Source organism: Streptosporangium brasiliense (genome assembly GCF_030811595.1).
Lineage (GTDB): Bacteria > Actinomycetota > Actinomycetes > Streptosporangiales > Streptosporangiaceae > Streptosporangium > Streptosporangium brasiliense.
In genome coordinates this window covers 72,386-91,932 of record NZ_JAUSRB010000001.1, presented here as the reverse complement: position 1 = coordinate 91,932, position 19,547 = coordinate 72,386, and the positions used below count along the sequence as shown (strand labels likewise).

The following is a 19,547-nucleotide window of genomic DNA, read 5'->3' as shown; positions in this document are numbered from 1 at the left end:
ATGGCAACCGCACTGATCATCGTCGATGTCCAGAACGACTTCTGCGAGGGCGGCAGCCTGCCGGTGGGCGGCGGCGCCGAGGTCGCCGCGGCCATCTCCCGGCACGCCGCCTCGCACGACTACGACCATGTCGTGGCCACCCGTGACTTCCACGTCGACCCCGGCGACCACTTCGCCGCCGAGCCCGACTACGTCGGCTCCTGGCCCGCCCACTGCGTGGCCGGGACCTCGGGCGCGGAGTTCCACCCCGCCTTCGACACCGCCAAGGTGGAGGAGGTGTTCAGCAAGGGCGCCCGCGCCGCCGCCTACAGCGGCTTCGAGGGCAGCGCCCCCGACGGGACGGGCCTGGCCGACTGGCTCGCCCGGCGCCAGGTGAGCGCGGTGGACATCGTCGGCATCGCCACCGACCACTGCGTGCGCGCCACCGCCCTGGACGCGGTCCGCAACGGCCTGGCCGTGCGGGTGCTGCTGGACCTGACCGCCGGGGTGGCCAGGTCGACCACGGAGGCCGCGCTGGCCGAGCTCGGCGCCGCCGGGGCCGGCCTCAGCGGCGAGCCGGTGGTCCGTTCCTGACTCCGGCCGTACGGCCCCGGCCGGATCGATCGGCCCCGACCCCGACGGCACGGTCCCGGAAGGGCCTACAGGCCGGTCATGAAACTTCCAAGACGGTCGCTACCCGATGCGATAAGAGTATTACGGAGAGTCGTAATCCTCTGATCTCACGGTGGTGACCGTCCATGCTCGTGCTCGGTGTCTCATGGCTGATCCTGGCTCCCCTGTGTCTGTGGCTGCTGATACGCGGCAACGGCGCGACCCGGCTGGGCAGCGTGGTCGCGCTGGCCGGACTGGAGGTGACCACGCTCTGGGTCCACAGCACCACCCGGACCCCGTCCACCCCGGCCGCCCACCCCCCGGCCATGACCGCCCCGGCCGCCCGGCCCCCGGCCATGACCGCCCCGGCGGCGGAGCCGGCCGGGCGCGCGACGGCCTGCGCCGCCCGGCTGCCCTCCCCCGAGCAGGCTCGACCGGCCCGGAGCCAGGGCGACCTGCGCGCCGTGACGTTCCGCTGGACGGCCGTGGCGGACGAGTGCGACACCGCGACCGTCGTCCTGCGCCGCGACCGGCGGGACGTCAAGGTCTGGCTGCATGAGGGGCCGATGAGGCACCGGCCCGCCGGCGCCCGGAGGCTCCCGGTGAGCGTGGCGGACGGGATGGCCTCGGTGGAGGTGCGCCTGGCGCCGCCGCTGCCCGGCAAGGGGGCGTTCCGGGCCATCGACGGCCGGACCGGACGGCCGATCTCCCTGAGCTGACCCCCGAGTCTCCCTGAGCTGCCCCCCGAGTCTCCCTGAGCTGCCCCCCCCGAGCCTCCCTGAGCCGAACGGGCACGCGCCCATCGGTGCTCCAGGGCCGCCTTCCGGCTCCCGGAGCCCGCGTCCGCCGCGGGGCGGCGGCTAGTGCGACCGCTGGGTGGCCCAGTGGCGGATCTTGTCGATCCGCTCCTGGACCTGCTCGGCGGTGGCCTGCGCGATGGCCGGGCCGCCACAGGCCCGGCGGAGCTCGGCGTGGATGACGCCGTGGGGCTGGCCGGTGCGGTGGTTCCACGCGCCGACCAGCCCGTTGAGCTCCCTGCGCAGGTTGGCGATGAGCTCGTGCGGAGCGAGCTGGGGCTCCTTGGGCTCGGGGCGGTTCCGCTTGGCCTTGAGCTGGTCGGACTGGCGCTTGCTCAGCAGGGTCCGCACCTGGTCGGGCTCCAGCAGGCCGGGCAGGCCGAGGAAGTCTTCCTCCTCGGGGGAACCAGGCTCGGCGGCGGTGCCGAACTCGCCGCCGTCGAAGAGCACCCGGTCGAAGGTGGCGACCGCCTCCAGCGTCTCGAAGGGCAGCTCGTCCCCCAGGACGTCGGGGTTGTCCTTCTTGCGCTGGGCGTCGTCGAGCAGGAAGTCGTCGAGGCCCTCCTCCGGAAGGCTGCGGTCGAGCACGTGGTCGCGCTCGGCCTCCATCTCCCCGGCCAGCCCCATCAGGGTGGGCACCGAGGGCAGGAACACCGAGGCGGTCTCGCCGCGCTTGCGGGCCCGGACGAAACGGCCGACGGCCTGGGCGAAGAACAGCGGGGTCGAGGTGCTCGTGGCGTAGACCCCGACGGCCAGGCGGGGGATGTCGACGCCCTCGGAGACCATCCGGACCGCCACCAGCCAGCGGTCCTGGGACGCGGAGAACTGCTTGATCTTCTTCGACGCCTCGGGGTCGTCGGAGAGCACGACCGTGGCGCCCTCCCCGGTGATGGCGCGGATGTGCTTGGCGTAGGCGCGGGCGGTCTCGTGGTCGGTGGCGATGACCAGGGCGCCCGCGTCGGGGACGCCCCTGCGCACCTCGGTCAGCCGCCGGTCCGCCGCGTGGAGCACCTGCCGGATCCAGTCGCCCTTGGGGTCGAGCGCCGCCTTCCACGCCTGGCCGAGCTGGTCCTTGGTGAGCGGGGTGCCGAGGGTCGCGGCGATCTCGTCGCCCGCGCGGGTCCGCCAGCGCATCTCGCCCGCGTAGGCGAGGAAGATGACCGGCCGGACGACGCCGTCGGCGAGCGCCGGGCCATAGCCGTAGGAGTAGTCGGAGACGCTGCGCCGGATGCCCTCGCCGTCTTCCATGTAGGTGACGAACGGGATCGGGTTGACGTCGGACCGGAACGGCGTGCCGGTCAGCGCCAGGCGCCGCGCGGCGGGCTCGAACGCCTCGCGCACGCCGTCGCCCCAGGACTTCGCGTCGCCCGCGTGGTGGATCTCGTCGAAGATGACGAGCGTCTTGCGCGCCTCGGTCCGGGCGCGGTGCAGCGCCGGGTGCATCGAGATCTGGGCGTAGGTGACGGCCACGCCGACGTAGTCGCGAGAGGTCGCGCCCTGGCTGTTCTTGAACTCGGGGTCGATGGCGATGCCGACCCTGGAGGCGGCGTCGGCCCACTGCTGCTTGAGATGTTCGGTGGGTGTGACGATCGTCACAGCCCGGACGATCCCTCGCGACAGGAGCTCGCTGGCGATGCGCAGCGCGAAGGTCGTCTTGCCCGCACCGGGCGTGGCGACCGCGAGGAAGTCGCGCGGCTCACGTCTGGAGTAGAGGTCGAATGCCTCCTGCTGCCAGGCGCGGAGCTTCGGCGCGGTGCCCCAGGCGGCACGTTCGGGGTACGAGGGGGACAGGTGGGATGCGGCGAAAGTGCTCACAGTGTCCCCAGGGTAATCTGAGTCGCCGACAAGACGTGCCGATCCGGCGAGATGCTCGCCAAGGTCACCTCCGCGTGCTAGAGGTCTCCCGGCCGCGTACGGCCGCGCCCCCCGGGGCCTCCCGCCGTCCCCCCGACGCCCTGCCGCGGACGCCCGCCGGGCGCGCGGGAGCGGGCCGCCGTCACGCCTAACGGACCCCGGAGATCACCGTGTCGATCTCGGCCCGCAGCCGGGGGTCGTCGGGCTGGGCCATGCCGACCACGACGACCGGCCGTCCCCCGGCGCCGGTGAGAAACACCACACGGAGATAGGCCGGGCGGTTGACGACGTCTCGATACTCGGCCCGCAGGGCGCGGCTGTGGCCGCTCCGCCCGCCCACCGTGACCGCCCGGTCGTCGACGACCTCGACCTCGTCGCCGTGGAGCAGGAGCCGGGCGTAGATGTCGGCCAGCTCCACCGTCGCCTTGCGCACGTCGGTCACCGGCTCCGCGGGCCTGGACATCACCGTCGCCTCCCCGCCGCGGCCCGCCACCGCGGTGAACTCGGTGACCGGCGGCACCGTGCCCGCCCGCCAGCCCTCGGGCAGCGGGTATCCCACGCCCGCGAGGCGGTCGCTCACCACGGCGGGCGGCGGGGCGGCGGGCAGGACCCGGGGGGCCAGGACGACGGCCGCGACGGCGACGGTTCCGGCCCCGGCCGCCAGGGCGGTCAGGGCGAGCAGGCGGCGTCGGAGGCGGCCCGGGAGCCGGCTGCGGGGCGGGGCGGCCGGCGTGCCGTACCAGCGGGCCGAAGGCGGGAGGTCGTCAGGTGGCACGCCCACCGCGGACCCCCGCCCGCCACCGTCTTCCGGCTCTCCCACCGGCCGGGCCCGCGGGGAGCCGGGCTCCGCCTCCTCGGCGGCCCAGGGCCGCCCGCCGCCACGCCCCGGCCCGTCCACGGGCCGCGCCCGCCGCCGGCCGCCGCGCTCCGGCTCCTCGGCGGGCCATGTCCACGCGCCGCCCCGCTCCGGCTCCTCCCCGGCGGCCCAGGCCGGTCCGGCACCGCCCTCCGACGGCCGCGCCCGCCGCCGGGAGCCGCGCTCGGGCTCCTGCCGCGGACGCGCCCGGTGCTGCCCCCCGTGCCCGGCCTCCTCCAGGGGCGGCGCCGCGCGCCCGTCGTCGCGCCTGAGATCCTCGGCCGGCCGGGCGCGGCGGCCACCGCGCCCGGCCCCCTCCGGGGGCCACACCCGGCGCCCGGTCTCACGCCCGGGGTCCTCCGGTGGCCGCGCTCGGTGAGGGCGCTCGTCCACGACGACTCCTCCCGGTGGTCACGGTCATACCGTCCTACCATGCCTCCCGGGGCGCGGTCCGGCTATAGGTGATCGTGGTTACGTGAGTGACCGATGAGTCAGGAGACGTCCCGCATGCGCACGGCGACGATCACTCCGAGCAGTCCTATGGCCGCCATGAGGGCGGCGATCGTGGTGTAGCCGGTGGCGATGTCGTCGTGGCCGATCAGGTTGATCAGCACGCCGCCGACGCCGATCGTGAGCGCGCCGCCCAGGGTGTCGACGACCTGGAGAGCAGCGGAGTTGGCGCCCTGTTCCGCGTCGGGCGACTGGCGCATCGCGGTGACGCTGACGCTGGTGACGCCGATGCCCATGCCGAATCCGGCGACGACCCAGGCGGGCACGGTGACCCAGCCGGTGACGCCGGGCACGAGCGCGAGCATCGTCAGCAGGATGCCGGTGGTGACCGCGGCGGCGCCGAGCCGTACCAGCCGGGGGCGGTCGTATTCGCGGCGGCTCTGCAGGTAGGAGCCGGTGGTCCAGCCCAGGGCGCCCGTGGTGAGGGCGACGCCGGCCTGCGCGACCGACAGGCCGGACACCTCGGTGAGCAACAGCGGGATGAAGGCGTTGACCCCGAAGAACGCCGAGGAGAGCACGCCGCGCATCATGACCGTGGTGGGCAGGCCGCGGCCGAACCTGAGCGCCTTCGGCGGCAACAGCCGGGGCAGGCCCACGGCCAGCGCGACCAGTCCGGCGGCGGCGGCGATCCCGCCGGGGACCGGGGTGGTGTGCAGCCGGTCCACGCCGTACAGCAGCGCCCCGGCGCCACCGGCCGTGGCCATCGCCGCCAGGGTCATCGCCAGCGGCCGGGACCGGGGGCCGGCCGCCTCCGGGGTCGGGGCCGGGGCCTCGCCGCCGCGCAGCGCGGGCAGGAGCATCAGCATGGCCGGGATCACCAGCGGCACGATCCCGAAGAAGACCCAGCGCCATCCGAGCGTCTGGGCGATGAGGCCGCCGATGCCGGGGCCGACCAGCGCGGGCAGCACCCAGGCGGCCGACAGGGCGGCGAACACCTTGGGCCTGGCCTCGGAGACGTAGACCCGCACGATCATCACGTAGATGGCCACGATGACCGCACCGCCGCCCAGCCCCTGTACGGCGCGCGCCACGATGAAGAGTTCCTTGGATCCGGCGGCGCCCGCCAGGGCCATGCCGAGCACGAACAGGCCCACGCCGAGCAGGAAGGGCAGGGCGTGTCCCCGCCGGTCCGACCAGAGGCCGGCGACGACGTTGGCGAGCAGGCCGGAGATGAGGAAGGCCGAGAAGCTCATGCCGTACAGGTCGAGCGCGTCGAGATCCTTGGAGACCGCGGGCATCACCGCGCCGATCGACATGCCCTCGAAGGCGATCAGGGTGACGACGAGCAGGATGCCCAGGGAGGCCGTGCGGTATTCGGGACCGAAGATCCGGGGGGATCCGTATGGAGCGTCAAGTGTCTTCGGTGCTGTCACCCGTCAAGCGTAGTGTCCGGCTCCGGGGCACGGTACGTCGACCACATCTCGTGCATCCGGGCCGCCTGACCGGTGGTGAACTCCGACATGCAGTGGTCGTGGGAGTAGTCCATGAAGTTGTGGATCGGGTCGGGGTCGCCGCCCTTGCAGCTGTCCTTGCCGGCCGGACAGCCCTCGGTGGGCGTGCCCTCCGGCACGGTGTCGTCGATCCCGTCACCCGGTGACTGGCAGCCGTTCTCGAAGGTGTGCAGCAGCCCGAGCCAGTGGCCGATCTCGTGGACCCCGGTGTATCCCCGGTCGAAGTTGCGCAGCGACCCGCCGGGCAGGCTGCGCCAGTCGATGACCACGCCGTCGAGCTGGGGCTCGTTCTTGTACCAGTAGGGGTAGGTGGAGTAGCCGAGCACGAGCTGGCTGAGCTGGGCGACATAGAGGTTGAGGGTCTCCGCGCCGCCCTTGCGCGCCTTCTTTATCTGCGCCTCGTAGGAGAGCGGCTCCCGGAACCAGGCGACGTTGTCGGTCCGGGTCAGGTTGTCGAGGCGGAACTGGATCCCGGTGTCGACCCCGCCGTACCGGCCGGCGTAGGCGGCGTTGAGTGTGGCGATCTGGCTGCGCACCGCGGCGTCCTGGGCCCCCAGGGGGCCGGCGGCGATGACATGCACCTGGGTGGGGACCGTGATCGGGGTCCAGGGCCCGCGGCGCATCCCCGACAGGCGCCGTCTCAGATCGGCGAGCATCTCCGCGACCTGCGCCGGGTCCGGCGCGCGCGGCTCGGGCCCGCGTCCGGGGGTCGCGGCCCGGAGCGCCCTCGCGCACCCCGGCGACCCCTGGGACTCCAGGGACTCCGGCGACTCGGCCACAGCGGACGCCGGGGCGGCGGGAGCGGCGCCCGCTGTGAACAGGCATGCCAAAATAGCGGCGATCGCACGCCGAGCCATGAACTCCCCCGACAGGTCACATCTGCTGGTCGACTGCCGCTCCCCAGCGGCATCCCGACCGTAACCTCATCGGTGGCGATCACCCACGAACAACACTCACTTGTTGTCGTTGTTGTCCTCGCCCTTGGGCAGCCCCTCGTAGATCTCCTTGCACTCGGGGCAGACCGGGAACTTCTGCGGGTCGCGGTTGGGCACCCAGACCTTGCCGCAGATCGCGCGGACCGGAGTGCCGCTGAACGCGCTCTCCATGATCTTGTCTTTGTCGGCGTAGTGGGCGAACCGCTCGTGGTCGCCGTCGCCGAACGACAGGTCGGGCCGGATATCGCTCTCAGGGAGAATCTTCGTGTTCACCCTGTCGATTTTATGCCCGCACCACCGCGGTCCCCGCGCCGACGCTCGCCACGGCCGCGGCCCCGGCCGTCCAGCCCAGCGCGGCGCCCCAGAGCAGCCCGGCGGCCAGGGCCCCCAGCAGCAGCCCGGCGTAGGCGCCGGGACCGGCCTCGACGGTCTGGGAGATGACGACCGCGCGCAGCAGGTTGGCCACCAGCGCGCCCAGGACGAAGGCGCCCCAGCCGGCGAAGAAGGCCCGCACGGCCCCGCCCCGCCGGTGGGTGGTCACCCAGGCGACCACTCCGGCCAGGGCCAGGGCGGCGAGGTTCTCGGTGAGCGTGAGAGGCCAGCCGGTCTCGCCGAGCGGGACCGCCCGCAGGCCGGGCAGGCCGTACGGCAGGCCCACGGCGGAGGGCACGGCGAGATAGCCGGCGGCGGTGGCGAGGCCGGCGCCGAACACCCCGAACGCCGAGACGATCAGCAAGGTAACGACCGTCGGCAGGCTATTGCGAACAATGCTCATGTTCGGCAGGCTAGCGCCCAACCGATTCCCGTGAAAGACCCGGATCCGGGGGCCGCCGCATCCCGTGCGCCGGGCTCCACCGGGTCCCGCCGCGTCCCCGTCCGCCGTGCCGGGACGCGCGGCACAGCCCTGGAAGACGGCGGGGAGATGGAGGCATCCGGATGAGGCACCCACGGCCGGCCGTCGCAGGACGGGCCCCCGACGGAACGGGCACCACCGGCCACCGGCCCCCGGCCGCCACCGGAAGGACGCCCCGATGAGGCGCCCGCGGCTGGCCGTCGCGGGGCTGGCCCTGGCCGTCGCCGCGGCGGGCGGGGTGGCCTCGGTCGCCCGGGGCGACGCGCCCGAGCGGGTCCCGCGATACGTCACCGACGACCGGGGACGGGCGCTGACGCTGCACGGCTTCAACACCGCGAGCAGCGCCAAGAGCACCCCGGACGCGCTGCCCGAGCTGACCGAGGCGGACGTCGAGACCGAGTACCGGGCGATGGGCACGAACTTCGTCAGGTTCCTGATCCAGTGGCGGGCCGTCGAGCCATCTCCCGGCGTCTATGACACGAAATATCTGGAGAAAGTGGCTGAGCGGGTCGGCTGGTACGCCAAGCGGGGCTACCACGTCATGCTCGACATGCACCAGGACCTGTGGGGCGACCGCGTCACCCCCGACGGGCACGCGGGCAACGGCGCTCCCGGGTGGGCCACCCACACCGACGGCCTGCCGGTCGCCCGCGCACACGACACCTGGGAGCTGTACTACCTCGACCCCGGCGTCATGCGGGCCTTCGACCACTTCTGGAACACCACCGGCGAGCACCCCGAGCTGATGGACCACTACGCCAGGGCCTGGCGGGCGGTGGCCGAACACTTCAAGGACGACCCGGCGGTCATCGGCTACGACCTGATGAACGAGCCGTGGGGCGGCGCGGTGCAGGGCGCGGCGTTCGAGAACGGGCCGCTGGCCGAGCTCTACCGCCGCACGATCGCGCAGATCCGGAGCATCGACCAGGACAACTGGATCTTCGTGGAGCCGCAGGCGGTCGGGGTCAACTGGGGCCTGCCCAGCGGCCTGCCCCGGTTCGAGGACCCGCGGGCGGGCGAGCCGCGGATCGGCCTGGCCCCGCACATCTACCCGCTCCCGCTGGACCTCGGCGAGGACTACGTGGGCGCCGCCCGCGAGTGGACCGACACCACGCTCGGCTGGTGGCGCTCGAACATGCTCCGCCTCGCCGAGCGCCAGGACGGGCCGGTCATCCTGGGCGAGTTCGGCCTCGACACCACCCGGCCGGGCGCCGTCGAACTGGTGGAGCGGATGCTGGAGGTGACCGACGAGCTCGGCATGGGCCGGGCCTACTGGTCGCGCGACCCGGGGCCCTGGGGCCCCTACGACGGCAAGGGAGCCCCGGGCCCGCTCGTGCCCGTCTACGCCAGGCCGTACCCGAGGGCGATCGGGGGCGTCCCCCGGCAGGTCGCCTACGACCGCGCGTCCCACTCGCTGACCGTCCGCTTCGACGCCAACGGGACCGGCCCGACCGAGGTCTACCTGCCCGCCGACGAGTTCCCGCGGGGCGGCAGGGTCACCGGGGCCCTGTCCTCCACCTGGGACCCCGACCGGCGGATCCTCACCGTGACGACCCCCGCCTCGGGCACGCAGACGCTCACGGTCACACCCGCGTGAACGGGTACGGCTCCCGCCAGGCGATGGCGGGAGCCGTACGGTGACGGGATGGGTCAGCCCATGTGGATGGGGCCGTCCTCGGACTTGCGGCCCGCCTTGACGAACAGGGCGAGCACGGCCGCGAGGACCGCGACGCCCGTGCTGACCAGGAAGCCGAGGTGCATGCCGTCCAGGAAGGACAGGTGTGAGACGCCGGCGATGCCCTGGACGACCTGCTCGGGCACGCCGGGCATCATCTGGGCCGAAGGCGCCCCGCCGAAGGTCGCCAGTTCCTTCAGCCCGTCGACCTGCTCGGCCGGGAGCGGCGGGAGCTTGGCGTCCGCCCAGTGGCCGGGGTAGACGTCGGCCACCCGCGCCGACACGATCGCGCCGAGGATGGCCGTGCCGAGCGCGCCGCCGACCTGCATGGCGGACTGCTGGATGCCGCCCGCGACGCCGCTGAGGTCCTCGGGCGCGTTGCCGACGATGATCTCGGTGGCGCCGACGAAGACCGGCGAGAGCCCGAAGGCCAGCAGGACGAACGGGATGCCGCTGTCCATGAACGCGGCGTCGAGGCTGAGCCTGGACATCAGGAACATCGCCAGGGCTGTGACCAGCATGCCACCCGCGATAGTGATCTTGGTGCCGAGCTTGCCGATGAGCACGGCGGCCAGCGGCGAGGCGACGATCATTCCCGCGCTCATCGGCAGCATCCGCAGGCCGGACTCCAGGGGCGTGAGCCCGTGCACGCCCTGGAAGAAGAAGGTGAGGAAGAACATCGCGCCGAACATGGAGAACGCGACGAGCATCATCAGGCCGGTGCCGATGGAGACCGAGGCGTTGCTGAAGAGGCTCAGCGGCAGGAGCGGCTCGGCGACCCGGGCCTGCCACCACACGAACACGGCGCCGATCAGCACGGCCGCGGCCAGGAAGCCGATGGTCAGCGGGTCGCCCCAGCCCCAGTCGGGAGCCTTGATGATGGCCCAGACCAGGGCGAACATCGCACCCGACAGCAGCACGACGCCCAGCCAGTCGACCTTCGACAGGGTCTGCGCCCTGCTCTCGCTGAGCACCCACAGGCCCATGGCCATGGCCACGACGCCCACGGGGACGTTGATGAAGAAGACCGACTGCCAGCTCACGTGCTCGACCAGCAGGCCGCCGACGATCGGGCCGGCGGCGCTGGACAGGCCGATGATGCCGCCCCAGGCGCCCATCGCCATCTTCAGCCGCTCGCCGGGGAAGGCCACCCGCAGCAGCGCGAGGGCGGCCGGCTGCAGCAGCGCGCCGAACAGGCCCTGGAGCACGCGCAGCCCGATCAGCATGCCGACCGAGGAGCTGAGGCCGATCGCGAGCGAGGTGAGCGCGAAACCGGCGACGCCCACCAGGAAGATCCTCTTATGGCCGAACAGGTCGCCGAGCTTGCCCGCGGTGATCAGGAACACGGCGAGCGCGAGCAGGTAGCCGCTGGTCACCCACTGCAGGTCGGCAAGGGATGCCTTGAGGTCCTGGGCGATCACCGGGTTGGCGATGGCGACGACGGTGCCGTCGAGCATCACCATGATCACACCGAGCGACACCGAGAGGAGCGTGAGCCACGGGTGCCCCTGCCTCGACGACGTGCCGGGATCTGGCGGCGGCGGTGCGGCCACCGTCTTGGCGTCTGCCATGGAAGGGTCCCCTCGTGAGTCTGATCGCCCCCGCTTGAGGCGTGTCAACCTGAGGTAATTTATGGCAGTCCCTGACATATGACAAATCATTTTAAGAGTCATGTCATGACATATGGCAGACTGTGAACTATACGTTTCGAAGGGGTGACATGCATGAGTCGACCCGGCCTACGGGAGCGCAAGAAACAGAAGACGAGACTGGCGCTGGTCGACGCCGCCCTCGACCTGTTCGCGGAGCAGGGGTACGAGGCCACGACCGTCGACCAGATCGCGGCCGCCGTGGACGTCTCGCCCCGCACGTTCTTCCGCTATTTCGCGACCAAGGAGGACGTCGCGCTCTCCCTGCCGCTCGACGGCGTCGAGGTCATGCTCGCCGAGCTGACCGCCCGGCCCGCGGAGGAACCGCCGTTCACCGCGCTCAGCCATGCCCTGCGCGCGATGGTCACCATGTTAGAGGAGGGGGATCTTGCCGACCGGACCAGGTTCCTCAAAGCGCGTGAGCTGATCGACGGCACCCCCGCGCTGCTGGCCGGGAGCGTGCGGCGGATGATGGAGCACGAGCGGCGGCTGGTCGCCGAGGTCGCCCGGCGCGAGAGCGCCGACCGCGACGACCTCCTGGCCAACTTCGTCGTCGCGCTCTTCACCAGTGTGACCCGGATCGGCTTCGAGTTCTGCGCGCCCGACGGCGGCTACGACCTCTCCGCGCTGGCCCGGCGCCTGGAGGCGATGCTGGCCATGGCCGAGCGCTCGATGCGCCCCGGCTGGGACCGCGCCCGCCAGGGCCCTCAGTTCATCGAGGGATCGTCCGGGCAGGTCGCCACGTAGGCGAGCTCGCCCCGCTGGCGGCGGAGCACGGCCCGCCACAGCGACCCGGGGTCATGGTGGAAGGTGTCGCCGGGCTCGGAGTCCACGACGTACCAGGCGCCCTCGCCGATCTCGGCCTCCAGCTGCCCCGCGGTCCAGCCGGCGTATCCGGCGAAGATCCGCATCTGGGCGATCTCCCCGGCGAGGATCTCCGGCGGGGCGTCGAGGTCGACGGTGCCGAGCCGGGAGACCGCCGCGGTGCCCGCGTGCAGCCGCCGCCAGCCGAGGGGCTCCTGCCCGCTCGGGACGGCGGCCAGGGCCAGGGCGCTGTCGGTCTGCACGGGGCCGCCCTGGAACAGCACGGGCGGGCCGGTCACCATGGCGTCCCAGGTCGGCAGCACCTGCGTCACCGAGATGTCGCTGGGCCGGTTGAGCACCACGCCCAGCGTGCCGCCGTCGTGGTCGTGCTCCAGGACCAGGACCACGCTGCGCCGGAAGTTGGGATCGTCGAGTTGCGGTGTCGCCACCAGCAGACCACCGACGTAGATCGCCTCCGCCATACCTCCATCATGAGGGGTCGGGCCCACCTCGCGCTGCTCCACCCCGGCCACAGATCTCCAAGATCTCCCGGCATGTTACCCAGAGCGCACGGGCAGCGACTTTATGCGGCAATTGCGACCGATCCGGAGGAACCCACCGCTCCATTCCTCTCGGCCTCACACATCACCGGGCCGGGAAATCCCCTTGACCTTACGCACCACCGGGCCGGGAAAAACCGCCACTGAAACGTGTATCGACTTTCACGTTTATCTGCATTTTGATTTTTCCTATCATCCCTCCATGGACTTGGAAGTACGTCATCTTCGGGTCATCCATGCCATAGCCGAATACGGCAGCATCTCCAAGGCCGCCTCCTCCCTCGGGCTGTCCCAGCCCTCTCTGGCCGGCCAGTTGCAACGGATCGAGCGCATGATCGGGGGGCGCCTGTTCGAGCGGGTCCACGAGGGCAGCCGCCCGACGCCGCTGGGCGCCTGGCTCCTCGACCGCTCCGGCTCGCTGCTGCACGCGTTCGGCACGTTGCAGCGCGACGCCCGCCACCGCGTCGAGCGGGGGACGGGCAAGCCGGTGATCCGGCTTGGATGCGGGAACACCTCCATCGCCGGCCACATCAGCAACTGCCTGTACGACCTGGCGCCCCACGCCGACCTCACCATCCGGACCGAGGAGTGCATGGACGTCCTGCCCGCGCTCCTTTCGGCCGGACGGCTGGAGCTGGCCGTCCTGGGCGACTATCCGGGCTACGAGCTGCTGCCCCCACCAGGCGTGATCTACGAGGTCCCGGCCACCGAACCGATCTTCGTGGGCGTGGCGGCCTCCCATCCGCTGGCCCGGTGCGAGGAGATCGAGCTGGCGGACCTGGCCGAGGAGGAGTGGGCGATGCCCCCTCAGGTGGAGTTCGGCTACCGCGAGCATTTCTGGGCGGCCTGCGCCGAACGCGGTTTCGTGCCCCGCGTCTCGTTCTCCCTCAACGCCAACCTCGCCTACGACCTGGTCAGGGCGGGCCGGTGCGTGGCGATGTTCCAGGCGACCCATCAGGGGCGGGCGGGGATCGCCGTGCGCCCGCTGGTGGACACGCCCCTGGTCTTCCGTCACATCATCGGATGGACCCAGTACGGCCCGCTGGCCGACAGCGCGGTGCCGCTCGTGAGCAGCGTGATGCGCGCGTACTGGAGTGAGGCGCTGAAAGCCCCCGCATACGCGTGCTGGATCAAACGCAACGGGCAGCCGCCCCATCCGCCGCAGTGATCTCCGTTCCGCCGCGGTGATCCATGTCCATAGGAAGAACCTATGGACATCTAGAGGGTTCTGTAACAGGTATCAGTGATGCCACTTTTGGGTCAGCCCTGGCCGGCCTCGGCTCCTTAGGTCCCTTTCCCCCCAGGGGACTGGTGAGAGGAGTCACCCAGAGTGAGAACCAAAGTCAAGTTAGGAGCCGTCGCCGTACTGGCGGCCGCGGCCCTGGCGGCGCCCACGCCGGCTGGCGCGCTGAGCGCCCCGGCCGCCGGAGGGACCGCGCCCTCGGACCCGGTCCCGGTGAAGGTCTCCCCCGAGCGCGAGCCCGCTTCCGCCCCGCCGGACGCCGACGGCCGCAGACGCGCGATCACCAGCGCCGAGCGTGCCCTGGCCTCAGGCTCCAGGGCCCTGCGGAAGGCGCCCGGAGACCGTTTCGAGCGGGACAGGGTCGTCGTGGGGACACGCGGCCTCCAGTATCTCCACTACAAGCGCACCTACCGGGGACTGCCCGTCTACGGCGGTGACGTGATCGTCGTGACCGACAGGTCCGGCGGCACGGTGGAGAGCCTCAGCTCCGGCCAGCAGGCCAAGCTGGATCTGGACACCAGGGCCGCCGTCAGCGCGGAGGCCGCCTCGGCCACCGCGCGCGGCCAGCTCACGACCGTGGAGACCGCCGCCGCACCCGTGCTCGTGGTGCACGCGGCCACCGACCGGCCCGTGCTGGCGTGGGAAGTGATCGTCACCGGCGCCACCGAGCGGGCACCGAGCGTGCTGCACGTCTACGTCGATGCCCGGACCGGCGCGGTCATCGACAAGGTCGACGACGTCCGCGCCGGTACCGGCAACAGCTTCTACAACGGCAACCCGGTGACCATCCAGACCTCCGGCTCCGGCGGCTCCTACTCGATGACCGACACCACCCGGTCGGGCCTGCGCTGCGGCGGCCAGAACGGCTCGGCCTACACCGGCACCGACGACTCCTGGGGCAACGGCCAGGGCACCAACCTGGAGACCGCCTGCGTGGACGCGCTGTACGCCGCCCAGCAGGAGTGGAACATGCTGCGCGACTGGCTGGGCCGCAACGGCTTCAACGGCTCCGGCGGCGCCTTCCCCGCCCGCGTCGGCCTCTCCGACGTCAACGCCTACTGGAACGGCTCCTACACCAACTTCGGCCACAACCAGGCCAACAGCAAGCAGGCCACCCCGATGGACGTGGTGGCACACGAGTACGGCCACGCGATCTTCCAGTTCTCCGGCTCCGGCGGCGCGGGCAGCGGCAACGAGGCCGGCGGCCTGAACGAGTCGACCGGCGACATCTTCGGCGCGCTGACCGAGCACTTCGCCAACCAGCCGGCCACCCTCGACGATCCCGACTATCTCGTCGGCGAGGAGGTCGACCTGGTCGGCCAGGGGCCGATCCGCAACATGTACAACCCGGGCGCGCTGGGCGACCCCAACTGCTACAGCTCCTCCATCCCCAACACCGAGGTGCACGCCGCGGCCGGCCCGCAGAACCACTGGTTCTACCTGCTGGCCGAGGGCACCAACCCGCCCGGCAAGCCCGCCAGCCCGGTCTGCTCCGGCCCCTCCAGCCTGACCGGCATCGGCATCCAGAAGGCCGGCCAGATCTTCATGTCCGGTCTGAACGCCAAGACCATCCCGTGGACGCACGCCAAGGCGCGCTCGGCCACCGTGGCCGCGGCCAAGCAGCTGTTCCCGAACAGCTGCGTCGAGGTCAGCGCGGTCAAGGCCGCCTGGACCGCCGTCAACGTCCCGGCGCAGAGCGGCGAGCCGCCCTGCACCGCGCCGGGCAACGACTACTCCATCTCGGTGAGCCCCACCTCCGGGACGGTCCAGCCCGGCGGGTCGGCGACGGCGACGCTGAGCACCTCGGTCGTGACTGGCAGCGCGCAGACCGTGACCCTGTCGGCGGCCGGCGTCCCCTCGGGCGCCACGGTGAGCTTCGACCCCGCCTCCGTCACGGCCGGCCAGAGCTCGACGGTGACGCTCGCCACCTCGGCGAGCACGCCGCAGGGGACCTTCCCGATCACCCTGAACGCCAGCGCCCCCTCAGGCGCCAAGTCGGTGACCTACTCGCTGACCGTCGGCACCGGCAACCCGCCGACCGGAGCGCCGGACATCCCGGTGGCCAACGTGAGCGCGCACCTGAACCAGCTGCAGTCGATCGCCTCCGGCAACGGCGGCAACCGGGCCTCGGCCACCTCCGGCTACACCGCCTCGCTGAACTACATCAAGGGCAAGCTGGACGCGGCCGGCTACACCACCACGGTGCAGAACTTCACCTACAACGGCCAGACCCACGCCAACCTGATCGCCAACTGGCCGGCCGGCCCCACCGGCCCGACGGTCATGCTCGGCAGCCACCTCGACAGCGTGAGCGCCGGCCCCGGCATCAACGACAACGGCTCCGGCTCGGCGGCGCTGCTGGAGGTCGCGCTGACCCTGGCCGACCGCAACCCCACGCTGACCAAGCACGTCCGCTTCGGCTGGTGGGGCGCCGAGGAGCTCGGCATGCGCGGCTCGACCCACTACGTCCAGAACGGCGGGGCCGCCGGCGTCGAGGCGTATCTCAACTTCGACATGATCGCCTCGCCGAACCCGGGCTACTTCGTCTACGACGACGACACCGCCCTGGAGAAGATCTTCAAGGACTACTACGCCACGCTCAGTGTCCCGACCGAGATCGAGACCGAGGGTGACGGCCGCAGCGACCACGCCCCGTTCAAGAACGCGGGCGTCAAGGTGGGCGGCGTCTTCACCGGCGCCTCCAGCGTGAAGAGCTCGGCCCAGGCCACCAAGTGGGGCGGCGCCGCCGGCCAGGCCTTCGACCGCTGCTACCACTCCGCCTGCGACACCACCTCCAACATCAACAGCACCGCGCTGGACCGCAACAGCGACGCCATCGCCAACGCCCTGTGGAAGCTGGCGGTGCGCTCCGGCCCGGTCGGTGACGACTACGCGATGGCCGTGAACCCGGCGTCCGGCACCGTCCAGGCGGGCCAGTCGGCCACCGCGACGCTCAGCACCACGGTCACCTCCGGCAACGCGCAGAGCGTGTCGCTGTCGGCCTCCGGCGCCCCCGCCGGGACCACGGTGACCTTCACCCCCTCGACCGTCACGGCCGGCCAGACGTCCTCGGTGACGGTCGCGACCTCGGCCTCCACCCCGGCGGGCACCTACACCATCGCCCTCAACGGCACCGGGACCTCCGCCAACCGCTCGGCGGTCTACACCCTGACGGTCGGCGGGACCGGCGGCGGCCGTACCTTCACCAACGACACGCCCTTCGCCATCGAGGACGGCTACCAGGACTCCAGTGACATCCCGGTCACCCTCACCGGGTCCCCGGACGCCACGTTCACGATCTCGGCCGACATCGACCACACCTGCTCGCAGGACCTGCGCCTGACCCTCATCCGGCCGGACGGGACGTCTCAGGTGCTGAAGTACGAGTCCTACACCGCCTGCACGCCGTACAACGGGCCGGTGCGGTTCACGGTGAACAACCCCGCCCGCTCCGGCAACGGCACCTGGACCCTCGTGGTCGGCGACTACTTCCAGAACGACACCGGCACCCTCAACAGCTGGAGCATCGCCTTCTGACCTCCGAGAGCACACCGAGAGGCAAGAGCACGGAGAACAGGGACGGCCCGGACGCCTCGGCGTCCGGGCCGTCCCGCGTCACGGACCGTCAGGCCTCGGTCAGGCCGCTGCGCGCCCGGCCGCCGGCCGACTCGCGCACGGCCGCCGCGACGGCGCCCGCCACATCGGCGTGGAACACGCTCGGGATGATGTAGTTGGGGCCGAGCTCCTCGTCGGTGACCACGGCGGCCAGCGCCCTGGCCGCCGCCAGCAGCATCTCCTGGGTGACCAGGTTGGCCTGGGCGTCGAGCAGACCGCGGAAGACACCGGGGAAGGCCAGCACGTTGTTGATCTGGTTGGGATAGTCCGAACGGCCGGTGGCGACCACGGCGGCGTGCTCGCGGGCGTCGTCGGGCGAGACCTCGGGCTCGGGGTTGGCCAGCGCGAAGACCACCGCGCCGTCAGCCATCGTGGCGATGTCGTCGCCGTTGAGGATGCCGGGGGCGGAGACGCCGATGAACACGTCGGCGCCCTTGACCGCGCCGCGCAGGTCTCCGGAGTAGCCCTCGGCGTTGGTGTGGTCGGCGATCCACCGCAGCGAGTCGTCCAGGTCGTCACGGCCGCCGTGCACGGCGCCCAGGTAGTCGCAGACGACGACGTTGTGCGCGCCGGCCGCCAGCAGCAGGCGCAGCACGGCCGTACCGGCGGCGCCGGCGCCGGCCAGGGCGATGCGGACCTGGCTCAGCTCCTTGCCCACCACCCGCAGCGCGTTGGTGAGCGCGGCGAGCACGCAGATCGCGGTGCCATGCTGGTCGTCGTGGAAGACCGGGATGTCCAGCAGGTCACGCAGCCGCCGCTCCACCTCGAAGCAGCGCGGCGCCGAGATGTCCTCCAGGTTGATGCCGCCGAATCCGGGGGCGAGGACCTGGACGGTGCGGACGATCTCGTCGACGTCCTGGGTGTCGAGGCAGATCGGCCAGGCGTCGATGTCGGCGAACCGCTTGAACAGCGCGGCCTTGCCCTCCATGACGGGCAGCGCGGCGGCCGGGCCGATGTTGCCCAGGCCCAGCACGGCCGAGCCGTCGGTGACCACGGCGACGCTGTTGCGCTTGATGGTCAGGCGGCGGGCGTCCTCGGGGTTGCGGGCGATGGCCATGGAGACCCGGGCGACACCGGGCGTGTAGGCCATGGACAGCTCGTCACGGTTGCGCAGCGGCACCTTCGACTTCATCTCGATCTTGCCGCCGAGATGCATGAGGAAGGTGCGGTCGGAGACCTTGTGGATGACGACGCCCTCGACCACGTCGAGCTTGTCCACGATCGCCTGGGCATGGTCGGTGTCACGCGCGGCGCAGGTCACGTCGATGCGCAATGTCTCGTGGCCCGCGGTGGTCACGTCCAGCGCGGTGACCACACCTCCCGCGGACTCTACGGCGTGGGTGAGCTGGCTGACGGCCTTACCACCCGCCGGCACCTCCAGGCGCACGGTGATGGAGTACGACACACTCGGCACGGTGGCCACAGTCAATCCGCTCCTTTGCGACTGACTTGGTTGGGATGCCTCCATGGTGCCACCCCCAGACGGGTGTCCGTGCCGGGCTTGTTCAGCTCAGCGCTGTCGATGCGGTCACAATCAGCTCCACGCACGTGTCGATCGGGATGCTCGTGCTGTCCAGCACCAGGTGGTAGTGGAGCGGGGAGGCCGGGTCGGCCCGGTAGAAATGACGGACGTAGGCGGCCCGCGCCCGGTCGTTGTCCTCCACGATCCTGCGCGCCTGGCGCTCGGTCACTCCGGTCAGGGTCGCGGTCTGGATCACCCTGCGTCCGGCGGGCGCGTCCAGCCGCACGTGCAGCGCGCCGGGGTGGTCGGCCAGGACCAGCGCCCCGGCCCTGCCGAGGATCACCCCGCCCTGACCCCGCGCGGTCTGCCTGATCACCCTCTCGGTGTGGGCGACGAAGTCCTCGGCGGGCAGGGGCATGTTCCCCGGGAGATACATGTCCACGCCGCCGAAGGAGACCGTCGGCAGCCGCATGGCCTCCGCCAGCAGCCGGCCGAGCCCGTGCTCGGCCCGGTCGTCATGGGCGAGCGCCTCCTCCAGCGTGCAGCCGAGCTCGTCGGCCACCGCGCTGGGGATCGCCCGGTCCACGAAGGGGACACCCAGGCGCCCGGCCACCGCCGGCCCGATCACGCTGCCGGCGGTGCCGTACGTCGCGGAGATGGTGACGACCCGCATGTCCTGTTCATGCCCCCAA

16 protein-coding genes are annotated in these 19,547 nt (G+C 71.9%); 6 read left to right on the top strand and 10 right to left on the bottom strand.

Annotation, left to right across the window (positions count from 1 at the left end; translation table 11 throughout):
- Entirely contained in the window at nucleotides 1-573 is a 573-nt protein-coding gene (locus J2S55_RS00410) for an isochorismatase family protein (protein WP_306856477.1), read from the top strand.
- 164 nt (nucleotides 574-737) lie between these two features.
- Nucleotides 738-1,310 (top strand): hypothetical protein, encoded by a 573-nt coding sequence (locus J2S55_RS00405; protein WP_306856475.1) that lies wholly within the window; start codon nucleotides 738-740, stop codon nucleotides 1,308-1,310.
- A gap of 141 nt (nucleotides 1,311-1,451) precedes the next feature.
- Here the strand turns inward: J2S55_RS00405 and J2S55_RS00400 are convergent, their stop codons facing one another.
- The 6 genes from J2S55_RS00400 to J2S55_RS00375 all read right to left on the bottom strand — a co-directional run bounded on the left by J2S55_RS00400 (nucleotide 1,452) and on the right by J2S55_RS00375 (nucleotide 7,769).
- Nucleotides 1,452-3,203, bottom strand: a complete 1,752-nt coding sequence (locus tag J2S55_RS00400) for a DEAD/DEAH box helicase (protein ID WP_306856473.1) — start codon at nucleotides 3,201-3,203, stop codon at nucleotides 1,452-1,454.
- 187 nt (nucleotides 3,204-3,390) lie between these two features.
- The gene (locus tag J2S55_RS00395; protein WP_306856471.1) at nucleotides 3,391-4,491 is read right to left on the bottom strand and encodes a hypothetical protein; all 1,101 of its coding nucleotides are present in this window, start codon (nucleotides 4,489-4,491) and stop codon (nucleotides 3,391-3,393) included.
- A 98-nt stretch (nucleotides 4,492-4,589) separates the two neighbouring features.
- Nucleotides 4,590-5,981 carry an MFS transporter gene (locus J2S55_RS00390; RefSeq protein WP_306856470.1) on the bottom strand — a complete coding sequence of 464 codons (1,392 nt, stop codon included), beginning with the start codon at nucleotides 5,979-5,981 and terminating at the stop codon, nucleotides 4,590-4,592.
- Complete coding sequence (locus J2S55_RS00385; protein ID WP_306856469.1) at nucleotides 5,978-6,916, bottom strand: zinc metalloprotease; 939 nt, start codon at nucleotides 6,914-6,916, stop codon at nucleotides 5,978-5,980. The genes J2S55_RS00390 and J2S55_RS00385 overlap by 4 nt, the downstream gene beginning before the upstream one ends.
- A gap of 96 nt (nucleotides 6,917-7,012) precedes the next feature.
- Nucleotides 7,013-7,267, bottom strand: coding sequence for a DUF3039 domain-containing protein (locus tag J2S55_RS00380; protein ID WP_306856468.1), 255 nt, complete (start codon nucleotides 7,265-7,267; stop codon nucleotides 7,013-7,015).
- A gap of 10 nt (nucleotides 7,268-7,277) precedes the next feature.
- The gene (locus tag J2S55_RS00375) at nucleotides 7,278-7,769 is read right to left on the bottom strand and encodes a hypothetical protein (RefSeq protein ID WP_306856467.1); all 492 of its coding nucleotides are present in this window, start codon (nucleotides 7,767-7,769) and stop codon (nucleotides 7,278-7,280) included.
- Between the two features lie 256 nt (nucleotides 7,770-8,025).
- On the opposite strand from J2S55_RS00375, the gene J2S55_RS00370 reads away from it, so the two are divergent.
- Nucleotides 8,026-9,444, top strand: coding sequence for a cellulase family glycosylhydrolase (locus tag J2S55_RS00370; protein ID WP_306856466.1), 1,419 nt, complete (start codon nucleotides 8,026-8,028; stop codon nucleotides 9,442-9,444).
- A 53-nt stretch (nucleotides 9,445-9,497) separates the two neighbouring features.
- On the opposite strand, the gene J2S55_RS00365 is transcribed toward J2S55_RS00370, so the two are convergent.
- Nucleotides 9,498-11,093: an MFS transporter gene (locus J2S55_RS00365; protein ID WP_306856465.1), complete on the bottom strand. Its 1,596-nt coding sequence runs from the start codon at nucleotides 11,091-11,093 to the stop codon at nucleotides 9,498-9,500.
- A 153-nt stretch (nucleotides 11,094-11,246) separates the two neighbouring features.
- On the opposite strand from J2S55_RS00365, the gene J2S55_RS00360 reads away from it, so the two are divergent.
- Nucleotides 11,247-11,918: a TetR family transcriptional regulator gene (locus J2S55_RS00360; RefSeq protein WP_306856463.1), complete on the top strand. Its 672-nt coding sequence runs from the start codon at nucleotides 11,247-11,249 to the stop codon at nucleotides 11,916-11,918.
- Here J2S55_RS00360 and J2S55_RS00355 read toward each other — a convergent pair.
- Nucleotides 11,879-12,457, bottom strand: a complete 579-nt coding sequence (locus J2S55_RS00355; RefSeq protein WP_306856462.1) for a YqgE/AlgH family protein — start codon at nucleotides 12,455-12,457, stop codon at nucleotides 11,879-11,881. The genes J2S55_RS00360 and J2S55_RS00355 overlap by 40 nt on opposite strands.
- Nucleotides 12,458-12,737: 280 nt before the next feature.
- Between J2S55_RS00355 and J2S55_RS00350 the strand changes: the two genes are divergently transcribed.
- Together J2S55_RS00350 and J2S55_RS00345 are read left to right on the top strand one after the other, a co-directional pair.
- A complete protein-coding gene (locus J2S55_RS00350; protein WP_306856460.1) occupies nucleotides 12,738-13,703 on the top strand; it encodes a LysR family transcriptional regulator in 966 nt (321 codons plus the stop codon).
- 162 nt (nucleotides 13,704-13,865) lie between these two features.
- Entirely contained in the window at nucleotides 13,866-17,315 is a 3,450-nt protein-coding gene (locus J2S55_RS00345) for a M28 family peptidase (RefSeq protein ID WP_306856459.1), read from the top strand.
- 88 nt (nucleotides 17,316-17,403) lie between these two features.
- Here the strand turns inward: J2S55_RS00345 and J2S55_RS00340 are convergent, their stop codons facing one another.
- Both J2S55_RS00340 and J2S55_RS00335 read right to left on the bottom strand, forming a co-directional pair.
- Nucleotides 17,404-18,816 carry an NAD-dependent malic enzyme gene (locus tag J2S55_RS00340; RefSeq protein ID WP_306858529.1) on the bottom strand — a complete coding sequence of 471 codons (1,413 nt, stop codon included), beginning with the start codon at nucleotides 18,814-18,816 and terminating at the stop codon, nucleotides 17,404-17,406.
- Between the two features lie 82 nt (nucleotides 18,817-18,898).
- Nucleotides 18,899-19,528: a cytidylate kinase-like family protein gene (locus J2S55_RS00335; protein ID WP_306856457.1), complete on the bottom strand. Its 630-nt coding sequence runs from the start codon at nucleotides 19,526-19,528 to the stop codon at nucleotides 18,899-18,901.
- Nucleotides 19,529-19,547 lie beyond the last annotated feature (19 nt).